This window comes from Variovorax sp. GW822-FHT04E09, assembly GCF_058800845.1.
On the sequence record NZ_JBXAMR010000012.1, the window covers coordinates 51,026 to 72,986 of the forward strand.

The following is a 21,961-nucleotide window of genomic DNA, read 5'->3' on the forward strand; positions in this document are numbered from 1 at the left end:
AAAGGAAGAAGAAACAAAAGAAGGGGAATGCGGTCGATCGTAGCCACGCAGGAGGCCCGGCGCAAACGATGAATCCTCACCCAGATATGCGTCCAACGCACATCTTGAGAGATACATCTTGTTGATTTACTGGTGAAACCAATCCGCCAGTCATACACTCCCGGCATACATGCGCCGCAAGATCCCGCCCCTGCAGACCCTCGTGTGCTTCGACGCCGCCGCGCGCCACGAGAGCTACACGCGCGCCGCGCAGGAACTGGCGCTCACGCAGAGCGCGGTGTCGCGCCAGGTCGGGGCGCTCGAGGCCTTCCTGGGCGTGGCGCTGTTTCGCCGCACGCGGCACGGCGTGGCGCTCACGGCCAGCGGCGCCGCCTACGCGCGCCAGATCGCCCGCCGCCTGGAGGCCATGGAGCGCGACACGCTCGACGCCATGGCGCACCAGGGCGAAGGCGGCTCGCTGTCGCTGGCCGCGGTGCCCACCTTCGCCACGCGCTGGCTGGTGCCGCGCCTGCGCGGTTTTGCGGCGCTGCAGCCCGACGTGGTGGTGCACATCGAGACGCGCACCCGCCCCTTCCTCTTCGCCGACGCGGAATTCGACGCCGCGCTGTACGCCGGCACACCCGCGCAGGTCGAGAACTGGGCCGGCACGCGCGCGCTGCTGCTCATGCATGAAGACGTGGTGCCCGTGTGCAGCCCTTCATTGCTGCCCCACGGCAAGGCCGTATCGCCCGAAGCCATCGCACAGATGCCGCTGCTGCAGCAGAGCACGCGCCCCGACGGCTGGCGCCAGTGGTTCGACGCGCAGCAGGTCGACGCGCCCACCGCACGTGGCGGCCCGCGCTACGAGCTGTTCTCGATCCTCGCCGCGGCGGCCTCGCACGGCCTGGGCGTGGCGCTGATGCCGACCATGCTGGTGGCCGACGAGCTGGCGCGCGGCGAACTGGTGGTGGCCTGCCCGCGGCCCTTGTCGGGCGAGCGCAATTACTACCTGGTGACGCCGGAGCGGGCGGATCAGCGGCCGTTGTTGAAGTTGTTCAGTGATTGGTTGCTCGCGCAGGCCCGCCAAGGTTGAGAATGCGCGCCATGCCGCACGACAGCCGCTCCGAGTACGAATGGCGCATGCACAAGGTGCTGACGCACATCGACGACCACCTGGACGAGGCACTCGATCTCGCGGCGCTGGCCGACGTGGCGCATTTCTCGGCGTACCACTTCCATCGCCTCTTCGCGGCGTGGGCCGGCGAGACGCTGGGCGACTACATCCGGCGCCGCCGCGTGGAAGTGGGCGCGCTGCGGCTCGCGACACAGCCGCGCCTGTCGGTGCTCGAAGCGGCGGTGTCGGTGGGCTTCGGTTCGGGTGAGGCGTTCACCCGCGCGTTCCGCGCGCATTTCGGCAGCACGCCCAGCGCGTGGCGTGCATCGCACGACTGGTCTTTGCCCTGCGACGACCCGTCACGCAATAGCAATCCTGATCAGATCGCCCTGCATGGCTTCGCGAAGAATGGATCTCCAACGCGCAACGCCGCGCATCATCAGGAGCCACCCGTGAATGTCCAACTGATCACCCGCTCTCCCGTCACCATCGCCTACCTGCGCTACACCGGCCCGTTCGGCGCGCCGGTGGGCGCGTTCTGGGCCGAGAAGGCCGCGCCCTGGATCGGCGCGCACAAGCTGTGGTCGCGTGCGCGCTACGGCATCAGCCACGACGACCCGAGCATCACCGCGCCCGAGCACTCGCGCTACGACGCCTGCGTGGAAGTGCCCGACGATTTCGTGCCCGATGGCGGCTTCCAGAAGACGGTGCTGCCGGGCGGACGCTATGCCGCGCTGCGGTTCCAGGGCCTGCCCGAAGAGATCAACGACGCATGGACGCGCCTCATGCGCGACTGGCTGCCCGCGAGCGGCTTCCAGTTCGACAGCCGGCCCGCGTTCGAGTACTACGCGCCCGACATGGCCTTCGACGAGAAGACGAGTGCGTTCGAATGCGACATCTGCATTCCGATCGCGTCGCTCTGAAAGGCGCGGGCTGGCAACTGGCTGGCGCGGCGTGATCAGCCCTTCGCGGGCCGGGCGCCTTCCCGCGCATAGGCTTCGATCATCGCCGGAAAGGCATCCATCGCAGGCAAGGTGCCGAAGCTGTGCTTCGCGGGCGTCGTGGCCCACGGCAACTTCTCGTCGGTCCAGGTTTCCGCAAAGGGCGCGACCCATTCGTGCCGGTCGAGCATGGTGGCGCGCAGGTTGACGAAATAGTCCATGCCCTCGGTGCGCGTGAACATCCAGCTCTTGCAGTGCGGGCAGAAGAAGTGGTGCGACTCCTCGCCGTGCAGCCCGCCGATGACGGGCTCGCCCGACACCACTTCGAAGCCCGGCGCGGGGATGGCCAACGACAGCGAGAACGCACTGGCGCTCATGCGCTGGCAGCCGGTGCAGTGGCAGGCCATGGCCAGCAGCGGCGGTGCGGTGATGCGCAGGCGCACCTGGCCGCAGCGGCAGCCGCCGGTCCAGGGGAGTTGCCAGTCGTTGGCGGTGTCTTGGGGGGTGTGGTTCTGGGTGCTCATTGAATGTGAATGCTTTCAGGCTGGGTCTCCGGGATGATCGCTCAAGCCGGGCCCTGCCCCATCGAAAACCGCGTCCGAAAACGGCGAGCCCGCACCCGGCCGCCACGCGACACTGCCCGCATGAGTTCTTCCGTCACCGCCCGCATCCACGCCCTCGACTGGCCCCGCATCGATGCCGACCTCGCCGCGCGCGGCTGCGCCGTCATCGGGGCGTTGTTCACGCCCGCGGAATGCGCCGCGCTCACGGCCATGTACGACGAAGGCGCGCGCTTTCGCAGCCGCGTGGTCATGCAGCGCCACGGCTTCGGCCAGGGCGAGTACCAGTACTTCGCGAACCCGCTGCCGTCCAGGCTCGTGGCGTTTCGCAGCGCGCTGTACGAACGCCTCGCGCCGCTGGCCAATGCCTGGGCTGCGGCCATGGGCCAGCCGGCCAACTACCCGCCGGACCACGCGGCCTACCTCGCGCGCTGCCATGCGGCGGGCCAGCTGCGCCCCACCCCGCTGCTGCTGCGCTACGGCGAGGGCGACTACAACTGCCTGCACCAGGACCTGTACGGCGACCTGCAATTTCCGCTGCAGCTCACGGTGCTGCTGAGCCGGCCCGGCGAAGACTTCACGGGCGGCGAGTTCGTGCTGACCGAGCAACGCCCGCGCATGCAGTCGCGCGCCGAGGTGGTGTCGCTCGCGCAGGGCGAGGCCGTGGTCTTCGCGGTGAACCAGCGGCCCGTGGCGGGCACGCGCGGCAGCTACCGCGTGACGATGCGCCACGGCGTGAGCCGCGTGCGCAGCGGACAGCGCCACACGCTGGGCCTGATCTTTCACGACGCGCGCTGAATAGAACGAACGTCCGTTCGCAATCAAGCCCTCGGGCGCAGCAACATCGCACCAAGCGTGCAAAGTTGCACACATGTACCAAATACAGGCGAAAATCCCGCGCGCATCCGGGGGATTGCCAGGATGGCCGGCGCACACGATCGGCCCCGCAACACCCTCCGGACGCCGGACCACGACCTCGTGAGGAGGAGCCGGGGTCCGTTCCGAGTTGTCGTCAGGGAGCTGTATGTACAAGGAATCGTCCGGGCCTCCGGATGGGACGGGTCGCCCGTCTTTCGCGCACGTCACCACGCCGGTGCCACCATCCCCGTCCCCTTCCACCGCCGAGAGTCCGCCGCCCCGACGCCCGCGTCGCTTCCGGGTCGATGTCGGCTCCATCGTCAGTGCCGTGGCGCTCGCGCAGTCGCTGCTGCTGGTCACGCTGGGCTACTGGGGCTCGCAGCGGCTGGTGACGACGATCGGCACCTCGGCGCACAAGTCGAACCACGACCGCACTGAAGACAAGGTGCTGGCCTTCCTGGCCAAGGCCGAGTCGGCAGTCGGCGCGATCGGCAGCTCGCCCAGCCTCACGCCCGCGGGCGAGAACGTCGAGCGCACGGCCGAGCTCCTGTGGACGCTGCTGCAGCAATCGCCCGAACTCGACAGCGTCTACGTGGCGAACGTCGAGGGCAAGATGCTGATGGCGCTGCGCTACCCGGTGCCGGCCATCCGCCACATCGCGCGCAGCGCCGACTTCACCACCGAGACCTGGCAGTACAAGCTGCCGCTGGGTTCCGAGGCCGATGTGCAGCAGCGCTTTGCCACGCAGCGCGTCGAGGCCTACCGCAGCAACTACAACCCGACGCAGCGCAGCTGGTTCGTGCAGGCGCGCAAGACACAGGGGCCGGTGTGGACCAGTCCCTACGTGTTCGCCGCCGCGCAGGAACTGGGCGTGACCTACGCGCTGCCGAGCCAGCGCCGCCAGTCCGAAGGCAGCCCGCAGGCGATGGTGGTGGCGGGCGACGTGTCGCTGGGCCGGCTGTCGGAGTTCGTGCGCCTGTTCAGCCGCAACGGCAACGGCAACAGCGCGCTGCTCAGTGCCGACCACAAGGTGCTCGCGCGCAGCGACATGCCCGGCGTGCTGCACACGCTGGAAGCGCCCACGGGCGCGCTCGGCGCATTGAACGCACAGATGGTGGCCGACGGCATCGCCGGCAGCGGCAGCGACAAGGCCTTCGCCTTCAGCCACGAAGGGCGGCGCTACCTGGTGCAGGCCTCGCGCATTCCCGCCACCGGTTGGCAGCTCGTCAGCTGGGTGCCCGAAGACGTGCTGCTGGGTGGCCTGCGCCGCGCGGTGGCGTGGTCGCTGCTGCTCGCGCTGGTGTTCCTGGGGCTGGCGCTGTACATGTCGCTCAAGCTGTCGAAGCTGGTGACCGCGCCGGTCGAGAACCTCTCGCGCATCGCGCACCGCATCGGCCGCCTCGAGCTCGACAACCTGCCGCGCGAGCCCAGCCGCGTGCTCGAAATCCAGCACCTGGACCAGGCGCTCGACGATTCGGCGCGCAGCCTCAAGGCCTTCAGCAAGTTCGTGCCGGTGGACGTGATCAACCAGCTGGTGGCGCAGGGCCACGCGCTCGCGCCCAACGGCTCGCCGCGCCAGGTGACGGTGATGTTCACCGACGTGGAAGGCTTCACGTCGATCTCCGAATCGATCGCGGCCGACGTGCTGGTGCGCCAGCTGACCGAGTACTTCAACCTCGCGGCCGCGGTGTTCGCGCGCCACGGCGGCGTGATCGACAAGTTCATCGGCGACGGCATCATGGTGCTGTGGGGCGCGCCGGCCGACCTGGAAGACGCCGAGTACAAGGCCTGCTGCGCCGCACTCGAGCTGCACGCCGAGATGCACCAGCTCAACCGGCAGTGGGCCGAACAGGGCCTGCCCGAGTTCCGCACGCACATCGGCATTCACACGGGCGTGGTGGTGGCGGGGGTGCTGGGCTCGAACGACCGGCTGTCGTACACGGCGTTCGGCGACGTGGTGAACGTGGCCAGCCGCATCGAAGGCGCGAACCGCCAGCTGGGCACGCGCATGCTGATCTCGGAAGTCACCTACGCGGCCCTGAACGGCCGGCTGGCCACGCGGCGCATCGAAGAGCTGGTGGAGCTGCGCGGCCGGCAGACGCGCATGGTGCTGCACGAACTGCTGACCTGATCCGCGCGAGCCTGTCGCGCGGGTTGGGGTCGATCAGCGCGAGGGGCGCGGCGGCGGCGGTGGCGTGGCCACGCGCACCAGCATCAGGTTGGCGGTCGTGCCGTTGCCCTGCGTGAGCACCGAATACTGCGTGTCGTTGATGAACAGCAGCTGCTCGCCGCGCGTGATGCGCGCCGCCACGGCGTAGCGCATGCGCGGGTCGATGCGCGCGGCATCGACGCTGAGCTCGAAGGCGAAAGGCGGCTGCTTGCCGTTGGCGGGAATGCGCTGCTCGGCGAGCACGACCGAGGGCGCGTCCATGCGCGACACGTCGAGCAGTTGCACGCGCACTTCGGCCGCGGGGTCGAGCGCGATGCGCTCGCGGTAGGCCACGGTGCCCGTCACGCGCAGCGGTGCGGCGGCGGGTTGGGCCGGCGTGCCGGGCGAGCCGCCCGCGCAGGCGCTCAGGACGGAGGCGCCGGCAACGGCGGAGAGCATGAGGAGGCTGGTGCGTCTTTTCATCGCCCCATTATGCGGAGGCCCGCTGCGCGGCGAAAGCCACATACCAATCCAGGCTGCCGGGGTTTGCCATCGCCTCGCGGTTCACGACCTTCTCGATGGGCTGGCCCAGCAGCAACTTCTTGATCGGCAGCTCCTGCTTCTTGCCCGAGAGCGTGCGCGGAATCTCGGCCACCTGGAAGATGTCGTTGGGCACGAAGCGCGGCGACAGCGAGGTCTTGATCGCGTTGTGGATGCGCGTGCGCATGGCCTCGTCGAGCGCCACGCCGGGGCGCAGCACCACGAACAGCGGCATGTAGCTGTCGCGGCCCAGGTATTCGAGGTCGACCACCATCGAGTCGAGCACCTCGGGCAGGCCTTCGACCGCGCTGTAGATTTCGCTCGTGCCCATGCGCAGGCCCTGGCGGTTGATGGTGGCGTCGCTGCGGCCGTAGATGATGCAGCCGCCGTCGCTGCCGATCTTGATCCAGTCGCCGTGGCGCCACACGCCCGGGTAGGTGTCGAAGTAGCTCGACACGTAGCGCGCGTTGCCTTCGTCGCCCCAGAAGTACAGCGGCATCGACGGAATGGGCTGCGTGCACACCAGCTCGCCGACCTCGCCAATCACCGGCTGGCCCTGCTCGTTCCAGGCCTCGACCGCATGGCCGAGTTCGCGGCATTGCATCTGGCCCGGCACTTCGGGCAGCTCGCGGTTGCCGCCGACGAAGGCGCCGCAGAAGTCGGTGCCGCCGGAGATGTTGCACCACCACACCTCTTTCGAGCCTGCGTCGAGGATCTGCTGCGAGCCCCAGCGCTGCACCTCGTCGGGCAGCGGCGAGCCGGTGCTGCCGAGCGCGCGCACGCGCGACAGGTCGCCGCAGTCTTTCGCGACGAGCCCCGCCTTCATGCAGTTGGTGAAGTAGGCCGCGCCCGCGCCGAAGAAGGTGACGCGGTGCTTCGCCACGAAGCGCCACAGCACGCCCCAGTCGGGCTTGTCCTTGCTGCCCGCCGGGTTGCCGTCGTAGATGCAGATGGTGGCGCCGAAGGCCAGGCCCGAGAGCTGCGAGTTCCACATCACCCAGCCCGTGGAGCTGTACCAGTGGTAGCGCTCGCCGAAGTTGTTGGCACCGTAGCTCGCGCCCACGTCGTTGTGCAGGCCGCAGGCGTGCATGGTCAGCAGGATGCCGCCCTGCCCGTGCACGATGGGCTTGGGAAGGCCGGTGGTGCCGCTCGAATAGACGATCCAGATCGGGTGGTCGAAGGGCAGCCACTCGGGCTCGAAGGCTGCGACTTCGGCATCGTCGCGCGCGATGGCCTGCTGCCATTCGACGTCGTGCGCCACCGCGTTCGCAGCAAAGGGCGACTGCACGAGCAGCAGCTTCTGCACGCTCGGCAGCTGGCCGCGCAGTTCCTGCAGCACGGTGCTGCGATCGAGCGGCTTGCCGCCGTAGTGCACGCCGTCGACCGCGATCAGCAGCGTGGGCTCGATCTGGCGGAAGCGGTCGGCCACGGCGGCCGTGCCCATGTCGGGCGCGCACACGCTCCACACCGCGCCGATGCTGGAACACGCGAGAAAGGCCACCATGGTCTCGGGCACGTTCGGCATGTAGGCGGCCACGCGGTCGCCGCGGCGCACGCCGAGCGACTTCAGCGTGAGCGCCACCGAGGCCACCTGCCGGCGCAGTTCGGGCCACGACAGCTCGCGCACCTCGCTGCGTTCGTTGTCGCTGACGATGGCGGGCAGGCCGGCCGCATGGGCCGCGTCGGCGTGGTGCAGCACCTCGCGCGTGTAGTTGACCTGCGCACCGGGAAACCAGCGCGCGCCGGGCATGCGCCGTTCGGCGAGCACCGCGGTGTGCGGCGTGGGCGAGTGCAGGCCGGCGTAGTCCCAGATGCTCTGCCAGAAGGCATCGAGGTCGGTGACGGACCAGCGCCACAGCGCGTCGTAGCTGTCGAAGGCCAGGCCGCGCGTGTCGCGCAGCCAGTTCTGATAAAGGCGGATCTGGGGGATGTTGGGAGCGGGCATGCCACGAGCGTAGCGCCGCGAACGGCCGTGCTCAATGAGGGTTGACCTCAGGGTTTGTACGTGTGTTCAACATTTTTGTACAGCCGTTCAATACGCCCCCATGAACGCTCGCACACCGCCGGCCCGAAAACGCAGCGCCTCGCCTGCATCACGCGCCTCGACCGTCGCGCCCGAGCCCGCGCGGCCCGACCGCCGCCAGGCGATCCTGCTGGCGGCCGAGAAGCTCTTCGCGCAGCACGGCTACCACGCCGTGACGATCCGCCAGATCGCCGAAGAAGCCGGCGTGCCGCTCGCGCTGGTGGGCTACTACTTCGGCCCGAAGCACGAGCTGTTCCACGCGATCTTCGAACACTGGAGCCACAGCATCGACGAGCGGCTGGCGCGCCTCGCGGCCGTGACCATCGACCCCGACGACGCGCGCACGCTGCCGCGCATCATCGAGGCCTTCACCGCGCCCGTGCTGGCGCTGCGCGCGAGCACCGAGGGCGAGTACTACGCACTGCTGGTGGCGCGCGAGCTGTACCACGCCACCGAGGAAGCCGACCGCGTGCTGCGCGGCTACTTCGACCCGCTGGCCGAGGCCTACATCGACGCGCTGCATGTGGCGCTGCCGCACGCCACGCGCAGCCAGGTCGCATGGGGCTACCAGTTCGCGCTGGGCGCGCTGCTGCACCACCTGACCGACAGCCGCATCGAACGGCTCTCGCGCGGCGAGAACACACGCGCCGACCCGGCCGTGGCGCCGATGCTCGTGAACTTCATCGCCGGCGGCCTGCGCGCCGCGCTGCCGAAACCGAAGGCGACGTCGAAGGCCGCCGCCACCAAGCCCTCACGCACGAAAAAGACCATCCCCAGGAGACCCCAGCCATGATGAAAAGACGCACCCTGCTGTCGGCGCTCGCGGCCGCATCGGCCACCGCCTCGTTGCCTTCGCGCGCCCAGCAGGCGCACCCGAAGATCGTGTTCGGCTACACCGCGGTGACCGACTTCGCCTCGGTCTTCGTGGCGGCCGAAGAGGGCTACTTCAAGAAGCGCAGCCTCGACGTGGAGCTGAAGTTCATTCCGCTGAACTCCACCATCCCGGCCGCGCTGCAGTCCGACTCGCTGCAGATCGGCGGGCCCACGCCCTCGGTGTTCCTGCAGGCGGTGGACGGCGGGCTCGACCTGGTGCTGGTGGCCGGCGGCGGTCTCACCTCGAAGACGATCACGGGCTTCGGCCTGGTGGCGCGCGCGGGCTCGGGCATCAAGAGCGCGCAGGACTGCGTGGGCAAGAAGATCGGCGTGCCGGGCCTGGGCGCCTTCCTGCACGTGACCTTCCGCGCGTGGCTGAAGGACAGCGGCGTCGACTACCGCAAGGTCAACTTCATCGAGGCCGCGTTCCCCCAGCACGCCGACCTGCTGCGCGGTGGCTCGGTCGACGCGGTGGTGTCGGCCGACCCGTTCATGAGCCGCATCACCGAGAGCGGCGCGGGCTACGTGGCCTCGTACTACTCGACCTTCCTGCCCGAGAACAACCAGACCATCGTGCACGCGGCCAAGCGCGAATGGGTGGCGAAGAATCCCGCCACGGCGCGCGCCTTCCGCGAGGCGCTGGTCGAGGCCGGCGCCTTCATCCAGCAGCCGAAGAACGACGCCAAGGTGCGCACGGCGATCGGCAAGTACATCAAGCTGCCACCCGAGGTGCTGGCCAAGGTGCAGGTCTCGCCGCCCGGCCCCGTGGTCACCGACAAGCAGCTGGGCTACTGGACCGGGCTCATGAAGGAGCAGGACATGCTCAAGACGAACATCGACGTTGCGAAGCTGATCGCCAAGTGAGCGCGGCCGCCGATTCCTTCCTGCGCTTCGACGGCGTCACCATCCGCCTCGGCGGGCGCGAGATTCTGTCGCCCACCTCGTTCGACGTGGCGCGCGGCGAGTTCGTGTGCATCGTCGGCCCGAGCGGCTGCGGCAAGACCACGCTGCTGCGCGCGGCCAGCGGCCTTGTCACGGCCAGCGCCGGCGAGGTGCGGCGCAAGGGCGTGCCGATGACGGCGCCCTCGCGCGAAGTGGCCTTCGTGTTCCAGGACTACGGCCGCGCGCTGCTGCCGTGGCGCACGGTCGAAGGCAACGTGAGCCTCGCGCTCGAAGCGGCCGGCGTGCCCGCGGCCGAGCGGGCGCCGCGCATCGCCGATGTGCTCGGCAAGGTCGGGCTCGCCAAGCACGCGCACAAGTTTCCGGTGCAGCTGTCGGGCGGCATGCAGCAGCGCGCGCAGATTGCGCGCTGCCTCGCGCAGAAGCCCGAGCTGATGATGATGGACGAGCCCTTCGGCGCGCTGGACGCGCTCACGCGCCAGAGCCTGCAGGACGAGCTCGCACGGCTGGTGCGCGACGACGGGCTCACGGTGCTGTTCGTCACGCACGACCTCGAAGAAGCCATCTACCTCGGCGACCGCGTGATCGCGCTGCAGGCCAACCCCGGGCCGGGGCGGCCGAGCCTGGCGCGGATGATCGACGTGAAGATCCCGCGCCCGCGCGACCAGCTGACGACCAAGGAGCATCCGGAGTACCTGCAGTTGCGGCGTGAGCTGTTCGCCTTCATCGAGCAGGGCCATGACTGAAGGCCGCCTCTTTCGCTGGCTGCGGCCGTGGGTGTTTCCCGCGCTGCTGGTCGGCGCCTTCGAGTGGTACGCGCGGCGCGCGGCGGCGTTGGGCAGCGATGCGCTCGCACCGCCGAGCGCGGCGGCGAAGGCCTTCGTCGGCGCGGCCATGGACGGCTCGCTCTGGCAGGCCACGGGCTTCACGCTCGGCACGGCGGCACTCGGCCTGCTGCTGGGTGCGGTGCTCGGCATTGCATTCGGGCTGGTGCTCGGGCTCTCGCGCCGTGCGGCGCAGCTGGGCGCTGTCTCCATCGAGGTGCTGCGCCCCGTGCCTTCGGTCGCGCTGATCCCGCTCGCGATGCTGGGCTTCGGTTTCGGCGTGCGCATGGAAGTGGCCATCGTCGCCTTCGCCACCTTCTGGCCGCTGCTGGTGCTGGTGCAGTCGGCGGTGCAGCAGATCGAGCCCCGGCTGCTCGAGGTGAGCCGCGTGCTCGGGCTGTCGGCGCGCGAACGTGCCTTCAAGATCGTGCTGCCGGCCATCGTGCCACGCCTCTTCGTCGCGCTGCGCCTCGGTGTGGCCGTGGCGCTGGTGGTCGCCGTGACGGTCGAGATCGCCGCCAATCCGCACGGCATGGGCTACGCGATGATGATCGCGCAGCAGAGCTTCGACCCCGCGCTGATGCTCGCGTGGCTGGGCTGGATCGGCGTGGTGGGCTTCGCGGTCAACGCGGGCATGGTGCGCCTGCAGGCCTGGGTCGCGCGACGCATGGGGGTGCAGCCATGAACAACAACCGCAACGGCCGACTGGGTCTGGGGTGGCTGGGCTCGGTGGGCGTGCTGCTCGCGCTGGTCGCGCTGTGGTGGGTGGCGAGCAACGCGGGCTGGGTCAGCCGCGTGTTTCTGCCGACGCCGCAGGCCACGTTCGCGAGCCTGCTCGAAGGGCTCAATCTCTCTGCGGGCAACGATGGCAACGGCGAACTGCTGGCCTTCACGCAGGCCACGGTCGGCCGCATGGTCGAAGGCTGGCTGCTGGCGTCGCTCTTCGGCGTGCTGCTGGGCGCAGCCATCGGCGTGTCGCCCGCGGTGCGCGCGTGGGTGCAGCCGACGCTGGAGTTCATCCGCCCGCTGCCTGCGTCGGCGCTGCTGCCGCTGGCCATTTCGATCTTCGGGCTGAACCCCGGGATGGTGCTGTTCGTGGTCGCCTTCGGCGCGATGTGGCCGGTGCTGCTGGCCACGGTGCACGGCTTCGCGGCGGTGGAGCCGCGCCTGTCGGAAGTGGCACGCTGCCTGCAGATGTCGCGCACCGCGTACATCTGGAAGATGGGCCTGCCCAATGCCATGCCCGACATCCTGGCCGGCATGCGGCTGGCGCTGACCATCGCGCTGATCGTCGCGGTGGTGGGCGAAATGATCGCCTCGCAAAGCGGCCTGGGCCAGGCCATCCTGCTGGCGGCGCGCGCCTTCCGCGCCAGCGACCTGTTCGCCGGCATCGTGCTGCTCGGGCTCATCGGCTTCGTGAGCAACGCGCTGCTGGCCTTTGCAGAAAAGCGCCTGCTGCGGTGGCAGCAGCCCTGACCGATTCATTCGACCGATTCCTTCAAAACCTACACCCCACAAGGAGCCTCGCCATGCCACGCAAGTTCGTCGACCTGTCGATCTTTCTCGAAAACGACGTGCTGTCCGATCCGCCGGCCTTCGCGCCGAAGATCCAGTACTTCACGCACGAGCACACCTTCGAGCAGATCGAGCCCTTCTTTCCCGGCCTGAAGAAAGAAGACCTGCCCGACGGCGAAGGCTGGGCCGTGGAGCTGGTGCAGCTGTCCACGCACAACGGCACGCACCTCGATGCGCCGTATCACTTCCACTCGACGATGGACAAGGCACTGGGCGAGAAGAAGCCCGCCATCGCCATCCACGACGTGCCGCTCGAGTGGTGCTTCCAGCCCGGCGTGAAGCTCGACTTTCGCCACTTCGCCGACGGTTATGTGGTCACGGCCGCCGACGTCGAGGCGGAGTTGAAGCGCATCAACCACACGCTGAGCCCGCTGGAGATCGTGGTGGTCAACACGCGCGCCGGCTCGCGCTACGGCAACCCCGACTATGTGTCGGCCGGCGCGGGCATGGGCTACGAAGCCACCATGTACCTGCTGGAACGCGGCGTGCGCCTCACGGGCACCGACGCGTGGAGCTGGGATGCGCCCTTCGTGCACACCGCCAAGAAGTACGGCGAGACGCACGACGCCTCGCTGATCTGGGAAGGCCACAAGGCCGGGCGCGACATCGGCTACTGCCACATCGAGAAACTGCACAACCTCGAGGTGCTGCCGCCCACGGGCTTTTTCATCAGCTGCTTCCCGCACAAGATCCGCGGCGCTTCTGCGGGCTGGACGCGCGCGGTGGCGATCTTCGACGACGCGTTGATGGCGTCGGTGTGAACATGATCGAACTCAACCACACGCACGACGTTGGCGCCCGCAGCTGGGTCGCTTCGGCCAACGCCGCGGGCAGCGACTTTCCGATCCAGAACCTGCCGTATGCGATGTTCCGCCGCACCGGCAGCCCCGAGCCGTTTCGCGGCGGCGTGGCCATCGGCGACCAGGTGCTCGACCTCGCGGCGCTGGCCGCGGGCTCGCACGTCGACGGCCTGGCGCTCGATGCGGCGCGCGCGGCCGCCCTGCCCGCGCTGAACGATTTCTTCGCGCTCGGCCCGCCCGCCTGGCAGGCGCTGCGCCATGCGGTCTTCGCGCTGCTGCACAGCGATGCGCCCGCCGCGACAGTGAACGACCTGCGCGGCTGCCTCGTGCCGCAGGCCGAGGTCGAATACACCGTGCCCGCGCGCATCGGCGACTACACCGACTTCTACACCTCGATCGACCACGCGCTGAACATCAGCCGCCTGATGAACCCCGACGGCGACGTCACGCCCAACTTCCGCTGGGTGCCGACCGCGTACCACGGGCGCGTGTCGACCATCGGCGTGAGCGGCCAGCGCTTTCACCGGCCGATGGGCCAGGCCATGGCGCCCGGCGCGAAGGCGCCGACCTACCAGGCCTGCGCGCGGCTCGACTACGAGCTGGAGCTGGGCGTGTGGATCGGCCAGGGCAATGCGCAGGGCGAGGCGATTCCGCTCGCGCGCGCGGAAGAGCACATCTTCGGTCTCTGCCTGCTCAACGACTGGTCGGCGCGCGACATCCAGTTCTGGGAAATGGCGCCGCTCGGGCCCTTCCTGGCGAAGAACTTCGCCACCACGATCTCGCCGTGGATCGTCACGATGGAAGCGCTGGCGCCCTACCGTCAGGCATGGACGCGGCCCGCGAACGAGCCGCAACCGCTGGCCTACCTGGAGAGCAGCGCGAACCGCGAAGGCGGCGCGCTCGACATCCGGCTCGAGGTGTGGCTCGAAAGCGAAAAGGCGCGCGCGCAGAAGACCGGGCCGTCGCGCCTGTCGGGCACGAGCTTCCGGCACCAGTACTGGAGCATTGCGCAGATGGTGGCGCACCACACGGTGGGCGGCTGCAGCCTGAACCCGGGCGACTTGTTCGGCAGCGGCACCATCTCGGGCCCCGGCGAGGGCGAGGCCGGCGCGATCATCGAGCTGACGCGCGCGGCCCAAACCCCGGTGACGCTGGCCAACGGCGAGACGCGCGGTTTCCTGGAAGACGGGGATGCGGTGCTGCTGCGCGGCTGGTGCGAGAAGCCCGGCCATGCGCGCATCGGTTTCGGCGAGAGCCGGGGGACCGTGCTGCCGGCGCGAGGATAAAGGCGGCGCGCCAATGAAAAAGGCCACCTGGTGAGGTGGCCTTTTTCATGCGATTTGGAGCGGGAAAAGAGTCTCGAACTCTCGACCTCAACCTTGGCAAGGTTGCGCTCTACCAACTGAGCTATTCCCGCGTGAGCCTCAGATTATAGGGTGGTTTGAGGCTGTTTGCCATCTTCCCCCGAAAAAATTTGAAATCAGGCGCCGAACACCAGCGCGCGGTGCATCGACACCCCGGCGAACAGCCCGTCGGCCGAGGCCAGCGTGGCGTTGGAAAAAGCCATCGCCACGTCGCCCGCCGCGTACACGCCGGGCACCGTGGTCGTCTTCATCGCATCGACGCGCAGCACCCGGCCGGTCGGGCCGTCGTCGAACGCGCAGCCCAGCTGCTCGGCCAGCGGACTGGTCGGCCGCGTGTGCGGCGCCACGAACAGCGCCTCGATCGGCACGTGCCGGCCGTCGTCCAGGCACACGGTCGCGAGGTCCGTCCCCTGCCCTTCGAGGCCGGCGATGCGCCCGGGCTCCACGGCCACGCCGCGTGATTGCAGCCGGGCGCGTGCCTCGGCATCTGGCCCTTCCTCACCATTCAGGAAGAGCGTGGTCGGGCCCCATTCGGCGATCAGCAACGCGTGGTCCGGCGGGTGCGCGCTGTGAAAGAGCACGCCCAGCGGACGGTCGCCGAACTCGTAGCCGTGGCAGTAAGGACAGTGCAGCACGCTCTTCCCCCAGCGTTCGCCGAGGCCGGGAATGTCCGGCAGGCCGTCCTGCACGCCGAAGGCCAGCAACAGTTTGCGCGTCGACAGCTGTTCCCCGCCGTTCAATGAAACCGTGAAGCCCTCCGCGCCATCGGCCGTCGCCGCAGTCACCGTGCCTTCGACGAAGGTGACCGACGGATAGGCGAGCAGCTTGTCGCGCGCATCGGCAATCATCTGCAGCGGCGGCATGCCGTCCTGCCCGAAGAAGCCGTGCGAAGCCGCGGCGAAGCGGTTGCGCGGTGCACCCGCGTCGACCACGCAGACTTTCCGGCGTGCGCGCGCCAGTTGCATGGCGGCGGAGAGGCCGGCAAAGCTGCCGCCCACGATGAGTGCGTCATGGCGCATGTGCGATGTCCTTCGCGGTGAAGCCGCCACCCGTCATACGGCGATGAAAGTCCCTGGAGAGATCGGCCAGCGTGATCCCGTTGAGCCGCCGCAGCAGCAGCGCCTCGGCCTCCTGGCAGGCGCCGTCGAGCGCCGCGTTCACCGCCTGCTCGACGATGCAGCCCGGACTCTCGGTGCGGTTGCCCATGGCCAGCAGCGCGGGCGCGCCGACGGCGTTGTGGATGTCGCCCAGCGTCACCGAACTCAACGAACACGACAGCACCCAGCCGCCGCCATGCCCCTTCGCCGAACTCACGAAGCCGGCCTGCCGCAGGCCCGCCATGAGCCGGCGCACGACCACGGGATTGGTCTGCATCGCCGCGGCGAGCGCCTCGGAGGTGATGGGGGCGTCCAGCTCGGCCATGTGCAGCAGCACGTGGAGCACACCGGAAAGCTTGCTGTCTCGTTTCATGCAACATTATGAGTTGCATGTTTTCGATGACGTGGCGCATCGCGCCAAGAAACCCCGGATCGGGCGGGGATTTGCAAACGCCGCCCTAACGCACGAGCCCCCGATTCCGCCGACGGCCGATTCCCACAGCGTCGAGCGAACGCGCCGCACATGGCGACAACCTGCCGGCCCGTCATGGTTGCCCCCGAATCGATCGAACCCCGGTCGGTTCTGCAAACCGTGACTCAGCAACGAAAGGAACTGTCACTCATGACTACACATGCAACCAACCGCATCTTCATCGGCGCCATGCTGGCGGGCCTGCTGGCCCTCGGCGGGACGGCCCAGGCGCAAGGCGTCGGGGTCGGCGTGGGGGTCAACGCCGATGTGAAGGCCTCGGGCAGCACCGGCGCGACGCCACAAGGCGGCGCAGCAGGCGCTCGCGCGCAGACCGGTGCGTCGGCCGATGCCAACGCGGACACCTCCACCTCCGGCGCGACCGGCGGCGTGGGCAATGCCGTCGGTGGCGTGCTCGGCACGGCCACGGGTGCGGTCGGCGGTGCCACCGGCGCCGTGGGCGGCGCGACGCAAGCCGTCGGCGGTGTGACCAACACCGTGGGCAGCACCGTGAACAGCGCGACCGGTGCCGCTGGCGCCGTGGGCGGCGCCGTGAAACCGGCCACGGCCGGCGCCAAGGCCAGCGGCAAGGCCCAGGGCTCGGGCGCGGTCGACCTGCACAAGAAGTAAGCAGGTCCAAGCTGCAGCGGCCGGACGCGGCTGTTGCAGCGCATCGCTCCGCAAGTAATCAAGCCCGCAGCGCCAAAGCGTTGCGGGCTTGTGTCGTTCAGAGGTCGGGGGCAGGCAGCTTGAAGAGGCTGGTGACTTCGGTGTCGAGCACCACCAGCGCGCGCTGGTTGAACAGCCTCCAGCGCCAGCGCAGGATGCCGAGCGTGGGGCGCTTTTCGGAGCGACGCACCTCGATCACGTCGGCCACGAGCCGCAGCGCATCGCCGGGTCGCACGGGGTTCGGCCAGCGCATGTGTTCGAGCCCGGGCGACGCGAACGATTCAGAACCGGCCAGCGCCGCCTCGACCACCAGCCGCATCGCGATCGAGCAGGTGTGCCAGCCGCTCGCGATGAGCCCGCCGAAGGGGCTGCCTGCCGCCGCCTCGGCGTCGGTGTGGAACCACTGCGGGTCGTAGGCCCGCGCGAACTGCACGAGTTCGGCTTCGGTGAGCACATAAGGCCCGGCCTCGATGACCTGGCCTGCATGGAAGTCGGCGAACTGCATCCGCCGCAGCTTAGTACGTTTCGAGGTGCAGGCGGCCTTCGCGCTTGAGTTGCGCACCGACGGTGTCCCAGTCCAGCCCCGCTTCCTTCGCCACGTCGCGCAGTGCGAGCACCACGCCCTCTTCCATGCTCTTGAGGCCGCACACGTAGAAGTGGCTGGCGCCGTCTTTCAGCAGCGCGGCCAGGTCGGCGGCACGTTCGCGCATCAGGTCCTGCACGTAGCGCTTGGGTTGGCCCGGCGTGCGCGAGAACGCGAAGTTGATGTCGATGAAGTCTTTCGGCAGCGACTGCAGCGGGCCGAAGTACGGCAGCTCCTGCTGCGTGCGCGCGCCGAAGAACAGCATGAGCTTGCCGCCGTCGAACTTGCCGCTCTTGCGCAGGCGGCGGCGCCATTCGGTCATGGCGCGCATGGGGGCGCTGCCGGTGCCGGTGCAGATCATCACGATGTGCGACTTGGGGTGGTTCGGCATCAGGAACGATGCGCCGAAGGGCCCCACCACCTGCACGGTGTCGCCCACCTTGAGGTCGCACACGTAGTTGGAGCACACGCCGCGCACCGGGTCGCCCTCGTGGTCCTCGGTGACGCGCTTCACGGTGAGCGAGACGTTGTTGTAGCCGGGCCGCTCGCCGTTGCGCGGGCTGGCCACCGAGTACTGGCGCGCATGGTGGCGCTTGCCGATGGCATCGACGCCCGGCGGCACGATGCCGATCGACTGGCCTTCGAGCACCGGGAACGGCACCACGCCGAAGTCGAGCACGATGTGGTGGGTCTCGCTGTCGAAGCCGGCCTCGGTGCAGTTGAAGTTGCCCACCACGGTGGCGGTGGTCGGCGTCTTCGGCGGAAAGAGGTTGGTGTAGGCGTGCGCGGCCGACCAGGGCGGCACGCTGGCGCCGTACTGCGCGGAATTGAAGGCGGGCTCGGTACCCTGCACAGCGGCCTGGGCTTGCGTCTGGGCAGGCACTTCCGCGGCCTCGGCGGCTGCGCCGGACACGCCCGCCGCCTCGAGTTCTTCGGGCGAGAGCTCGGCGGGGAGTTCTTCCCACGTGAGCTGTTCTTCGATGGTGTACGCACGCACCAGCGGCATGGTGCGCCAGTTGTCGATCGAGCCCGTGGGGCACGGCGAGATGCAGGCCATGCAGCCATTGCAGACATCCGCACGAACGACATAGTTGTTGTCGTCGTGCGTGATCGCGTTCACGGGGCAGGTCGCCTCGCAGGTGTTGCAGCGGATGCAGATCTCGGGGTCGATCAGGTGCTGCTTGATGACCCCGGCTTCAACGACCATGTCCATGTTGTTCTCCATGCCCTCGCCGTGGGGACGAGGGCTTCATATCCAGGTGCTCAGCCGAAACGCACGTACTCGAAATCGACGGGCTGGCGGTTGATGCCCATCACCGGCGGCGAGATCCAGCCTGCGAACTTGCCCGGCTCGATCACGCGGCCCATCAACGATGCCACGAAAGCGAAGTCTTCGGAACTCGGCAGCCATTCGTCGCGCTTGGCGGCCCATTCGATGTCGTTCACCACGCGGCCCTCGGGCGACATCTTGATGCCGGCGAGTGCGCCGATCTGGCGGTTGAAGGCCTTGTGCGGCACGACCAGACGGGTGGGAATGCCGGCCTTCTCGAGCACCTTGTTCCAGCGGCCGACGCCGGCCACCGAGTCCTTGATGAAGTCGTCGCGCAGCACTTCGTTCAGGGCGTTGAGCATCGGCACGTCCTTCTCGACGAGCTGGCCGTCCTTGACCTCGAGCACCTTGTAGGTCTGGCCCTTGAGTACGTGGTCGTCGTCGCGCTTGCCTTCTTCGTAGCGGCCCTTCAGGCCCGAGCTGTAGAAGATGGCAGCGTTGCTCGACTGGTCGGCGCCGAACAGGTCGATGGTCACCGAGTAGTGGAAGTTCAGGTAGCGCTGGATGGTGCCCAGGTCGATGCAGCCGGCGGCGCGGATCTTCTGCGCGTCGTCGGTCTTCAGCTCGTTCATCACCTGCGCGGTGCGCGCGATGACGCGCGACACGCCGCTCTCGCCCACGAACATGTGGTGCGCCTCTTCGGTCAGCATGAACTTCGTGGTGCGTGCCAGCGGGTCGAACGCGCTCTCGGCCAGCGCGGCCAGCTGGAACTTGCCGTCGCGGTCGGTGAAGTAGGTGAACATGAAGAACGCGAGCCAGTCGGGCGTCTTCTCGTTGAAGGCGCCCAGGATGCGCGGGTTGTTGGCGTCGCCCGAGGTGCGCTGCAGCAGCGCGTCGGCCTCTTCGCGGCCGTCGCGGCCGAAGTGCTTCTGCAGCAGGTAGACCATGGCCCACAGGTGGCGGCCTTCTTCGACGTTGATCTGGAACAGGTTGCGCAGGTCGTACATCGACGGCGCGGTGAGGCCCAGGTGGCGCTGCTGCTCGACCGACGCAGGCTCGGTGTCGCCCTGCGTGACGATGATGCGGCGCAGGTTGGCGCGGTGTTCGCCGGGCACGTCCTGCCAGACCTTCTCGCCCTTGTGGTCACCGAAGTGCACTTCGCGGTTGGCGTCGCCCGGGTTCAGGAAGATGCCCCAGCGGTAGTCGCGCATCTTCACGTGGCCGAACTGGGCCCAGCCTTGCGGGTCGACGCTCACGGCCGTGCGCAGGTACACCTCGTGGTTGGTCGAGCCTTCGGGGCCCACGTCGTCCCACCAGTTGATGAAGTTGGGCTGCCAGCCTTCGAGCGCGCGCTGCAGCGTGCGGTCTTCGCCGAGGTTGACGTTGTTGGGGATCTTCTCGCTGTAGTTGATCGTGCTCATCGTTGTTCCTTGGGTTGTGCGGACTGCTCTGTGCTCAAACGCGGTTCAGGTCGAAGCCGGCTTTTTGACCGGTGCCGTAGACCTTCAAGGCGCCCTTTTCGCCGACGGCGTTGGGACGGTTGAAGATCCAGTTCTGCCAGGCCGTGAGGCGACCGAAGATGCGGGTGGCCATGTTCTCCTTGCTGGCGAAGCGCAGGTTGGCTTCGAGGCCGGTGAGCGCGTCGGGCGACATGGCGGCGCGCTCTTCGATGGCGATGCGGATCTCGTCGTCCCAGTCGATGTCGTCGGGCGCGGCGGTGACGAGGCCGAGCTTGACGGCCTCGTCGGCGTCGAGCGCCTGGCCGGCGGCGGCGCGCGCGGCTTCGAGCGGGGCGGCCTCTTCGTAGAAGCGGCGCTGCAGGCGGCTCTGGTCGTTCACCATCGGGAAGAAGCCGAAGTTGAATTCGTTGAGCGTGAGCTTCGGTGCGCGCGCGGCGTCGTCGGGCAGCGCGAGCATGTAGGTGCGGTCGGCCGCAAAGGCCAGCTCGGCCAGCGTGCCGGCGAAGCACGAGCCGGCCTCGACCAGCGCGAACAGGCTGCGCGACGACACATCGAGGCGCGCCAGCGTGCGGCGCAGGCCGCCGATGGTTTCGCGCACCAGCCAGTGGTCCTTGTTCGCGAACATCACGGCATCCGATGCGAGCACGGCGGCGGCGTCGCCTTCGGTCTTGAGCAGCCAAGTGCCGACGTCGAGTTCGTTGGTGCGCAGGTTGAGGATGGCGTCGTCGAGTTCACGGCACACGGCCAGCGGCCACCAGGCGGCGCCCGCGGCTTCGATGGCGGCGATGTCGGCCGGCTGCGCGCCGGTGGGCGCCTTCACGGTGATCGTCGCGGTGCGCTTGCTGCGGTCGATCTGCACGTTGACGTTGGCATACGCGATGCCGTCGGCGCTGTCGGTGCGCTCGACGCGGGTCAGGGCCACGCCCTTGGCGCCAGCGGGGCGGTCGCTGCCGGCGGCGAGTTGGGTGGCGCGTTCCTGCACGGCGGCGGGGAACTGCGCGGGCTTGGCCACGGCATCGACCAGGCGCCAGTCGACCGCGCGCTGGCCGCGCACGCCTTCGACGCTGGTGCAGAAGATGTCGGCGAGGTCGTGGCGCACGTGGCGCTTGTCGGTCACGCGGGTCAGACCGCCGGTGCCGGGCAGCACGCCGAGCAGCGGCACTTCGGGCAGCGAGACGGACGAGGAGCGGTCGTCGACCAGCAGGATTTCGTCGCAGGCCAGTGCCAGCTCGTAGCCGCCGCCGGCGCAGGCGCCGTTCACGGCCGCGAGGAACTTCAGGCCCGAGTGCTTGGAGGTGTCTTCCATGCCGTTGCGCGTCTCGTTGGTGAACTTGCAGAAGTTCACCTTCCAGGCGTGGCTGGAAACGCCCAGCATGAAGATGTTGGCGCCGGAGCAGAAGATGCGGTCCTTGCCGCTGGTGACGATCACGCTGCGCACTTCGGGGTGCTCGAAGCGAATGCGGTTGAGCGCGTCGTTCAGCTCGATGTCCACACCCAGGTCGTAGCTGTTGAGCTTGAGCTTGTAGCCGGGGCGGATGCCGCCGTCTTCCGCGATGTCGAGCGTGAGGCGCGCAATGGCGCCGTCGAAGCTCAGCGACCAGTGGCGGTACTGGGCGGGTTCGATGCGGTAGTCGACGCGCTGGGGCGCCTGGAGCGTGGTGTCGGTCATGCGGAAGTCTCCTGTGGGGCTGTGTTCAGAAAACCGTGAACAGGAATAATAATGCACTTCCTTGTTCCGATGACATGCATCATGCTGCATGCAAACAGGCAAGTCAATGCCTGTTGTGCTTTTTTTCAGATTTCAGGTAGACGAGGGATCAGGGGGCGTGCGCAGGACACCGGGTACTTCCCTCCGCGAATGTCCCCCGGGCTTCGCCCTCCTCCTTGATTTCGCTGCGGGAAGCACCCAGTGC

At 68.6% G+C, this 21,961-nt stretch carries 21 protein-coding genes and 1 tRNA gene; 12 read left to right on the forward strand and 10 right to left on the reverse strand.

Going from position 1 to position 21,961, the window contains the following annotated elements; all coding sequences use genetic code 11:
• The first annotated feature begins 169 nt into the window (after positions 1-169).
• Together AC1RL8_RS29790 and AC1RL8_RS29795 are read left to right on the forward strand one after the other, a co-directional pair.
• Positions 170-1,072, forward strand: a complete 903-nt coding sequence (locus AC1RL8_RS29790; RefSeq protein WP_492686847.1) for a LysR substrate-binding domain-containing protein — start codon at positions 170-172, stop codon at positions 1,070-1,072.
• A gap of 11 nt (positions 1,073-1,083) precedes the next feature.
• On the forward strand, positions 1,084-2,016 hold the full coding sequence (locus AC1RL8_RS29795) for an AraC family transcriptional regulator (protein ID WP_492686846.1): 933 nt from the start codon (positions 1,084-1,086) through the stop codon (positions 2,014-2,016).
• A gap of 35 nt (positions 2,017-2,051) precedes the next feature.
• Here AC1RL8_RS29795 and AC1RL8_RS29800 read toward each other — a convergent pair whose 3' ends face one another.
• Entirely contained in the window at positions 2,052-2,558 is a 507-nt protein-coding gene (locus AC1RL8_RS29800) for a GFA family protein (protein WP_369630816.1), read from the reverse strand.
• A 120-nt stretch (positions 2,559-2,678) separates the two neighbouring features.
• On the opposite strand from AC1RL8_RS29800, the gene AC1RL8_RS29805 reads away from it, so the two are divergent.
• Positions 2,679-3,392 carry a 2OG-Fe(II) oxygenase gene (locus tag AC1RL8_RS29805; protein WP_492686845.1) on the forward strand — a complete coding sequence of 238 codons (714 nt, stop codon included), beginning with the start codon at positions 2,679-2,681 and terminating at the stop codon, positions 3,390-3,392.
• 226 nt (positions 3,393-3,618) lie between these two features.
• Positions 3,619-5,583 carry an adenylate/guanylate cyclase domain-containing protein gene (locus tag AC1RL8_RS29810; protein WP_492686844.1) on the forward strand — a complete coding sequence of 655 codons (1,965 nt, stop codon included), beginning with the start codon at positions 3,619-3,621 and terminating at the stop codon, positions 5,581-5,583.
• Between the two features lie 33 nt (positions 5,584-5,616).
• On the opposite strand, the gene AC1RL8_RS29815 is transcribed toward AC1RL8_RS29810, so the two are convergent.
• Entirely contained in the window at positions 5,617-6,060 is a 444-nt protein-coding gene (locus AC1RL8_RS29815) for a YbaY family lipoprotein (RefSeq protein ID WP_082817958.1), read from the reverse strand.
• Between the two features lie 31 nt (positions 6,061-6,091).
• A complete protein-coding gene (locus AC1RL8_RS29820) occupies positions 6,092-8,086 on the reverse strand; it encodes an acetoacetate--CoA ligase (protein WP_492686843.1) in 1,995 nt (664 codons plus the stop codon).
• 100 nt (positions 8,087-8,186) lie between these two features.
• Between AC1RL8_RS29820 and AC1RL8_RS29825 the strand changes: the two genes are divergently transcribed.
• The 7 genes from AC1RL8_RS29825 to fahA are packed head-to-tail and all read left to right on the forward strand — an operon-like array spanning position 8,187 to position 14,422.
• Complete coding sequence (locus tag AC1RL8_RS29825; RefSeq protein ID WP_492686842.1) at positions 8,187-8,957, forward strand: TetR/AcrR family transcriptional regulator; 771 nt, start codon at positions 8,187-8,189, stop codon at positions 8,955-8,957.
• Positions 8,954-9,901 (forward strand): ABC transporter substrate-binding protein, encoded by a 948-nt coding sequence (locus tag AC1RL8_RS29830; RefSeq protein WP_139703483.1) that lies wholly within the window; start codon positions 8,954-8,956, stop codon positions 9,899-9,901. The genes AC1RL8_RS29825 and AC1RL8_RS29830 overlap by 4 nt, the downstream gene beginning before the upstream one ends.
• On the forward strand, positions 9,898-10,683 hold the full coding sequence (locus AC1RL8_RS29835) for an ABC transporter ATP-binding protein (protein WP_139703481.1): 786 nt from the start codon (positions 9,898-9,900) through the stop codon (positions 10,681-10,683). Before AC1RL8_RS29830 ends, AC1RL8_RS29835 begins: the two co-directional genes overlap by 4 nt.
• Positions 10,676-11,446: an ABC transporter permease gene (locus AC1RL8_RS29840; RefSeq protein ID WP_070061386.1), complete on the forward strand. Its 771-nt coding sequence runs from the start codon at positions 10,676-10,678 to the stop codon at positions 11,444-11,446. The genes AC1RL8_RS29835 and AC1RL8_RS29840 overlap by 8 nt, the downstream gene beginning before the upstream one ends.
• Positions 11,443-12,237, forward strand: a complete 795-nt coding sequence (locus tag AC1RL8_RS29845; protein ID WP_492686840.1) for an ABC transporter permease — start codon at positions 11,443-11,445, stop codon at positions 12,235-12,237. Before AC1RL8_RS29840 ends, AC1RL8_RS29845 begins: the two co-directional genes overlap by 4 nt.
• A 53-nt stretch (positions 12,238-12,290) precedes the next feature.
• Positions 12,291-13,097, forward strand: coding sequence for a cyclase family protein (locus AC1RL8_RS29850; RefSeq protein ID WP_095743084.1), 807 nt, complete (start codon positions 12,291-12,293; stop codon positions 13,095-13,097).
• 2 nt (positions 13,098-13,099) lie between these two features.
• A complete protein-coding gene (gene fahA / locus AC1RL8_RS29855) occupies positions 13,100-14,422 on the forward strand; it encodes a fumarylacetoacetase (protein WP_492686839.1) in 1,323 nt (440 codons plus the stop codon).
• A gap of 55 nt (positions 14,423-14,477) precedes the next feature.
• On the opposite strand, the gene AC1RL8_RS29860 is transcribed toward fahA, so the two are convergent.
• From AC1RL8_RS29860 to AC1RL8_RS29870, 3 genes are all read right to left on the reverse strand, one after another.
• A tRNA-Gly gene (locus AC1RL8_RS29860) sits at positions 14,478-14,553 on the reverse strand.
• Between the two features lie 63 nt (positions 14,554-14,616).
• On the reverse strand, positions 14,617-15,519 hold the full coding sequence (locus AC1RL8_RS29865) for an NAD(P)/FAD-dependent oxidoreductase (protein WP_492686838.1): 903 nt from the start codon (positions 15,517-15,519) through the stop codon (positions 14,617-14,619).
• Complete coding sequence (locus AC1RL8_RS29870) at positions 15,509-15,970, reverse strand: RrF2 family transcriptional regulator (RefSeq protein ID WP_354346103.1); 462 nt, start codon at positions 15,968-15,970, stop codon at positions 15,509-15,511. The genes AC1RL8_RS29865 and AC1RL8_RS29870 overlap by 11 nt, the downstream gene beginning before the upstream one ends.
• Before the next feature lie 249 nt (positions 15,971-16,219).
• Between AC1RL8_RS29870 and AC1RL8_RS29875 the strand changes: the two genes are divergently transcribed.
• Entirely contained in the window at positions 16,220-16,696 is a 477-nt protein-coding gene (locus AC1RL8_RS29875) for a hypothetical protein (protein WP_062470328.1), read from the forward strand.
• 97 nt (positions 16,697-16,793) lie between these two features.
• Here the strand turns inward: AC1RL8_RS29875 and AC1RL8_RS29880 are convergent, their stop codons facing one another.
• The 4 genes from AC1RL8_RS29880 to boxC are packed head-to-tail and all read right to left on the reverse strand — an operon-like array spanning position 16,794 to position 21,717.
• A complete protein-coding gene (locus tag AC1RL8_RS29880) occupies positions 16,794-17,240 on the reverse strand; it encodes a MaoC family dehydratase (RefSeq protein ID WP_492686837.1) in 447 nt (148 codons plus the stop codon).
• Between the two features lie 10 nt (positions 17,241-17,250).
• Positions 17,251-18,531: a benzoyl-CoA 2,3-epoxidase subunit BoxA gene (gene boxA / locus AC1RL8_RS29885; protein ID WP_492686836.1), complete on the reverse strand. Its 1,281-nt coding sequence runs from the start codon at positions 18,529-18,531 to the stop codon at positions 17,251-17,253.
• Positions 18,532-18,581: 50 nt separating this feature from the next.
• Positions 18,582-20,009 carry a benzoyl-CoA 2,3-epoxidase subunit BoxB gene (gene boxB, locus AC1RL8_RS29890; protein ID WP_062470322.1) on the reverse strand — a complete coding sequence of 476 codons (1,428 nt, stop codon included), beginning with the start codon at positions 20,007-20,009 and terminating at the stop codon, positions 18,582-18,584.
• Between the two features lie 34 nt (positions 20,010-20,043).
• Positions 20,044-21,717 carry a 2,3-epoxybenzoyl-CoA dihydrolase gene (boxC, locus tag AC1RL8_RS29895; protein ID WP_307696802.1) on the reverse strand — a complete coding sequence of 558 codons (1,674 nt, stop codon included), beginning with the start codon at positions 21,715-21,717 and terminating at the stop codon, positions 20,044-20,046.
• Positions 21,718-21,961: the final 244 nt, after the last annotated feature.

What these genes read in the sequence shown, in the direction of transcription:
- AC1RL8_RS29815 (WP_082817958.1), bottom strand. Translation starts at nt 6,060, where the DNA reads ATGCTCTCCGCCGTTGCCGGCGCCTCCGTCCTGAGCGCCTGCGCGGGC.
- AC1RL8_RS29820 (WP_492686843.1), bottom strand. Translation starts at nt 8,086, where the DNA reads ATGCCCGCTCCCAACATCCCCCAGATCCGCCTTTATCAGAACTGGCTG.
- AC1RL8_RS29795 (WP_492686846.1), top strand. Translation starts at nt 1,084, where the DNA reads ATGCCGCACGACAGCCGCTCCGAGTACGAATGGCGCATGCACAAGGTG.
- AC1RL8_RS29845 (WP_492686840.1), top strand. Translation starts at nt 11,443, where the DNA reads ATGAACAACAACCGCAACGGCCGACTGGGTCTGGGGTGGCTGGGCTCG.
- boxA (WP_492686836.1), bottom strand. Translation starts at nt 18,531, where the DNA reads ATGGACATGGTCGTTGAAGCCGGGGTCATCAAGCAGCACCTGATCGAC.
- AC1RL8_RS29790 (WP_492686847.1), top strand. Translation starts at nt 170, where the DNA reads ATGCGCCGCAAGATCCCGCCCCTGCAGACCCTCGTGTGCTTCGACGCC.
- boxC (WP_307696802.1), bottom strand. Translation starts at nt 21,717, where the DNA reads ATGACCGACACCACGCTCCAGGCGCCCCAGCGCGTCGACTACCGCATC.
- AC1RL8_RS29810 (WP_492686844.1), top strand. Translation starts at nt 3,619, where the DNA reads ATGTACAAGGAATCGTCCGGGCCTCCGGATGGGACGGGTCGCCCGTCT.
- AC1RL8_RS29880 (WP_492686837.1), bottom strand. Translation starts at nt 17,240, where the DNA reads ATGCAGTTCGCCGACTTCCATGCAGGCCAGGTCATCGAGGCCGGGCCT.
- boxB (WP_062470322.1), bottom strand. Translation starts at nt 20,009, where the DNA reads ATGAGCACGATCAACTACAGCGAGAAGATCCCCAACAACGTCAACCTC.
- AC1RL8_RS29825 (WP_492686842.1), top strand. Translation starts at nt 8,187, where the DNA reads ATGAACGCTCGCACACCGCCGGCCCGAAAACGCAGCGCCTCGCCTGCA.
- AC1RL8_RS29800 (WP_369630816.1), bottom strand. Translation starts at nt 2,558, where the DNA reads ATGAGCACCCAGAACCACACCCCCCAAGACACCGCCAACGACTGGCAA.
- AC1RL8_RS29830 (WP_139703483.1), top strand. Translation starts at nt 8,954, where the DNA reads ATGATGAAAAGACGCACCCTGCTGTCGGCGCTCGCGGCCGCATCGGCC.
- AC1RL8_RS29840 (WP_070061386.1), top strand. Translation starts at nt 10,676, where the DNA reads ATGACTGAAGGCCGCCTCTTTCGCTGGCTGCGGCCGTGGGTGTTTCCC.
- fahA (WP_492686839.1), top strand. Translation starts at nt 13,100, where the DNA reads ATGATCGAACTCAACCACACGCACGACGTTGGCGCCCGCAGCTGGGTC.
- AC1RL8_RS29850 (WP_095743084.1), top strand. Translation starts at nt 12,291, where the DNA reads ATGCCACGCAAGTTCGTCGACCTGTCGATCTTTCTCGAAAACGACGTG.
- AC1RL8_RS29875 (WP_062470328.1), top strand. Translation starts at nt 16,220, where the DNA reads ATGACTACACATGCAACCAACCGCATCTTCATCGGCGCCATGCTGGCG.
- AC1RL8_RS29870 (WP_354346103.1), bottom strand. Translation starts at nt 15,970, where the DNA reads ATGAAACGAGACAGCAAGCTTTCCGGTGTGCTCCACGTGCTGCTGCAC.
- AC1RL8_RS29865 (WP_492686838.1), bottom strand. Translation starts at nt 15,519, where the DNA reads ATGCGCCATGACGCACTCATCGTGGGCGGCAGCTTTGCCGGCCTCTCC.
- AC1RL8_RS29805 (WP_492686845.1), top strand. Translation starts at nt 2,679, where the DNA reads ATGAGTTCTTCCGTCACCGCCCGCATCCACGCCCTCGACTGGCCCCGC.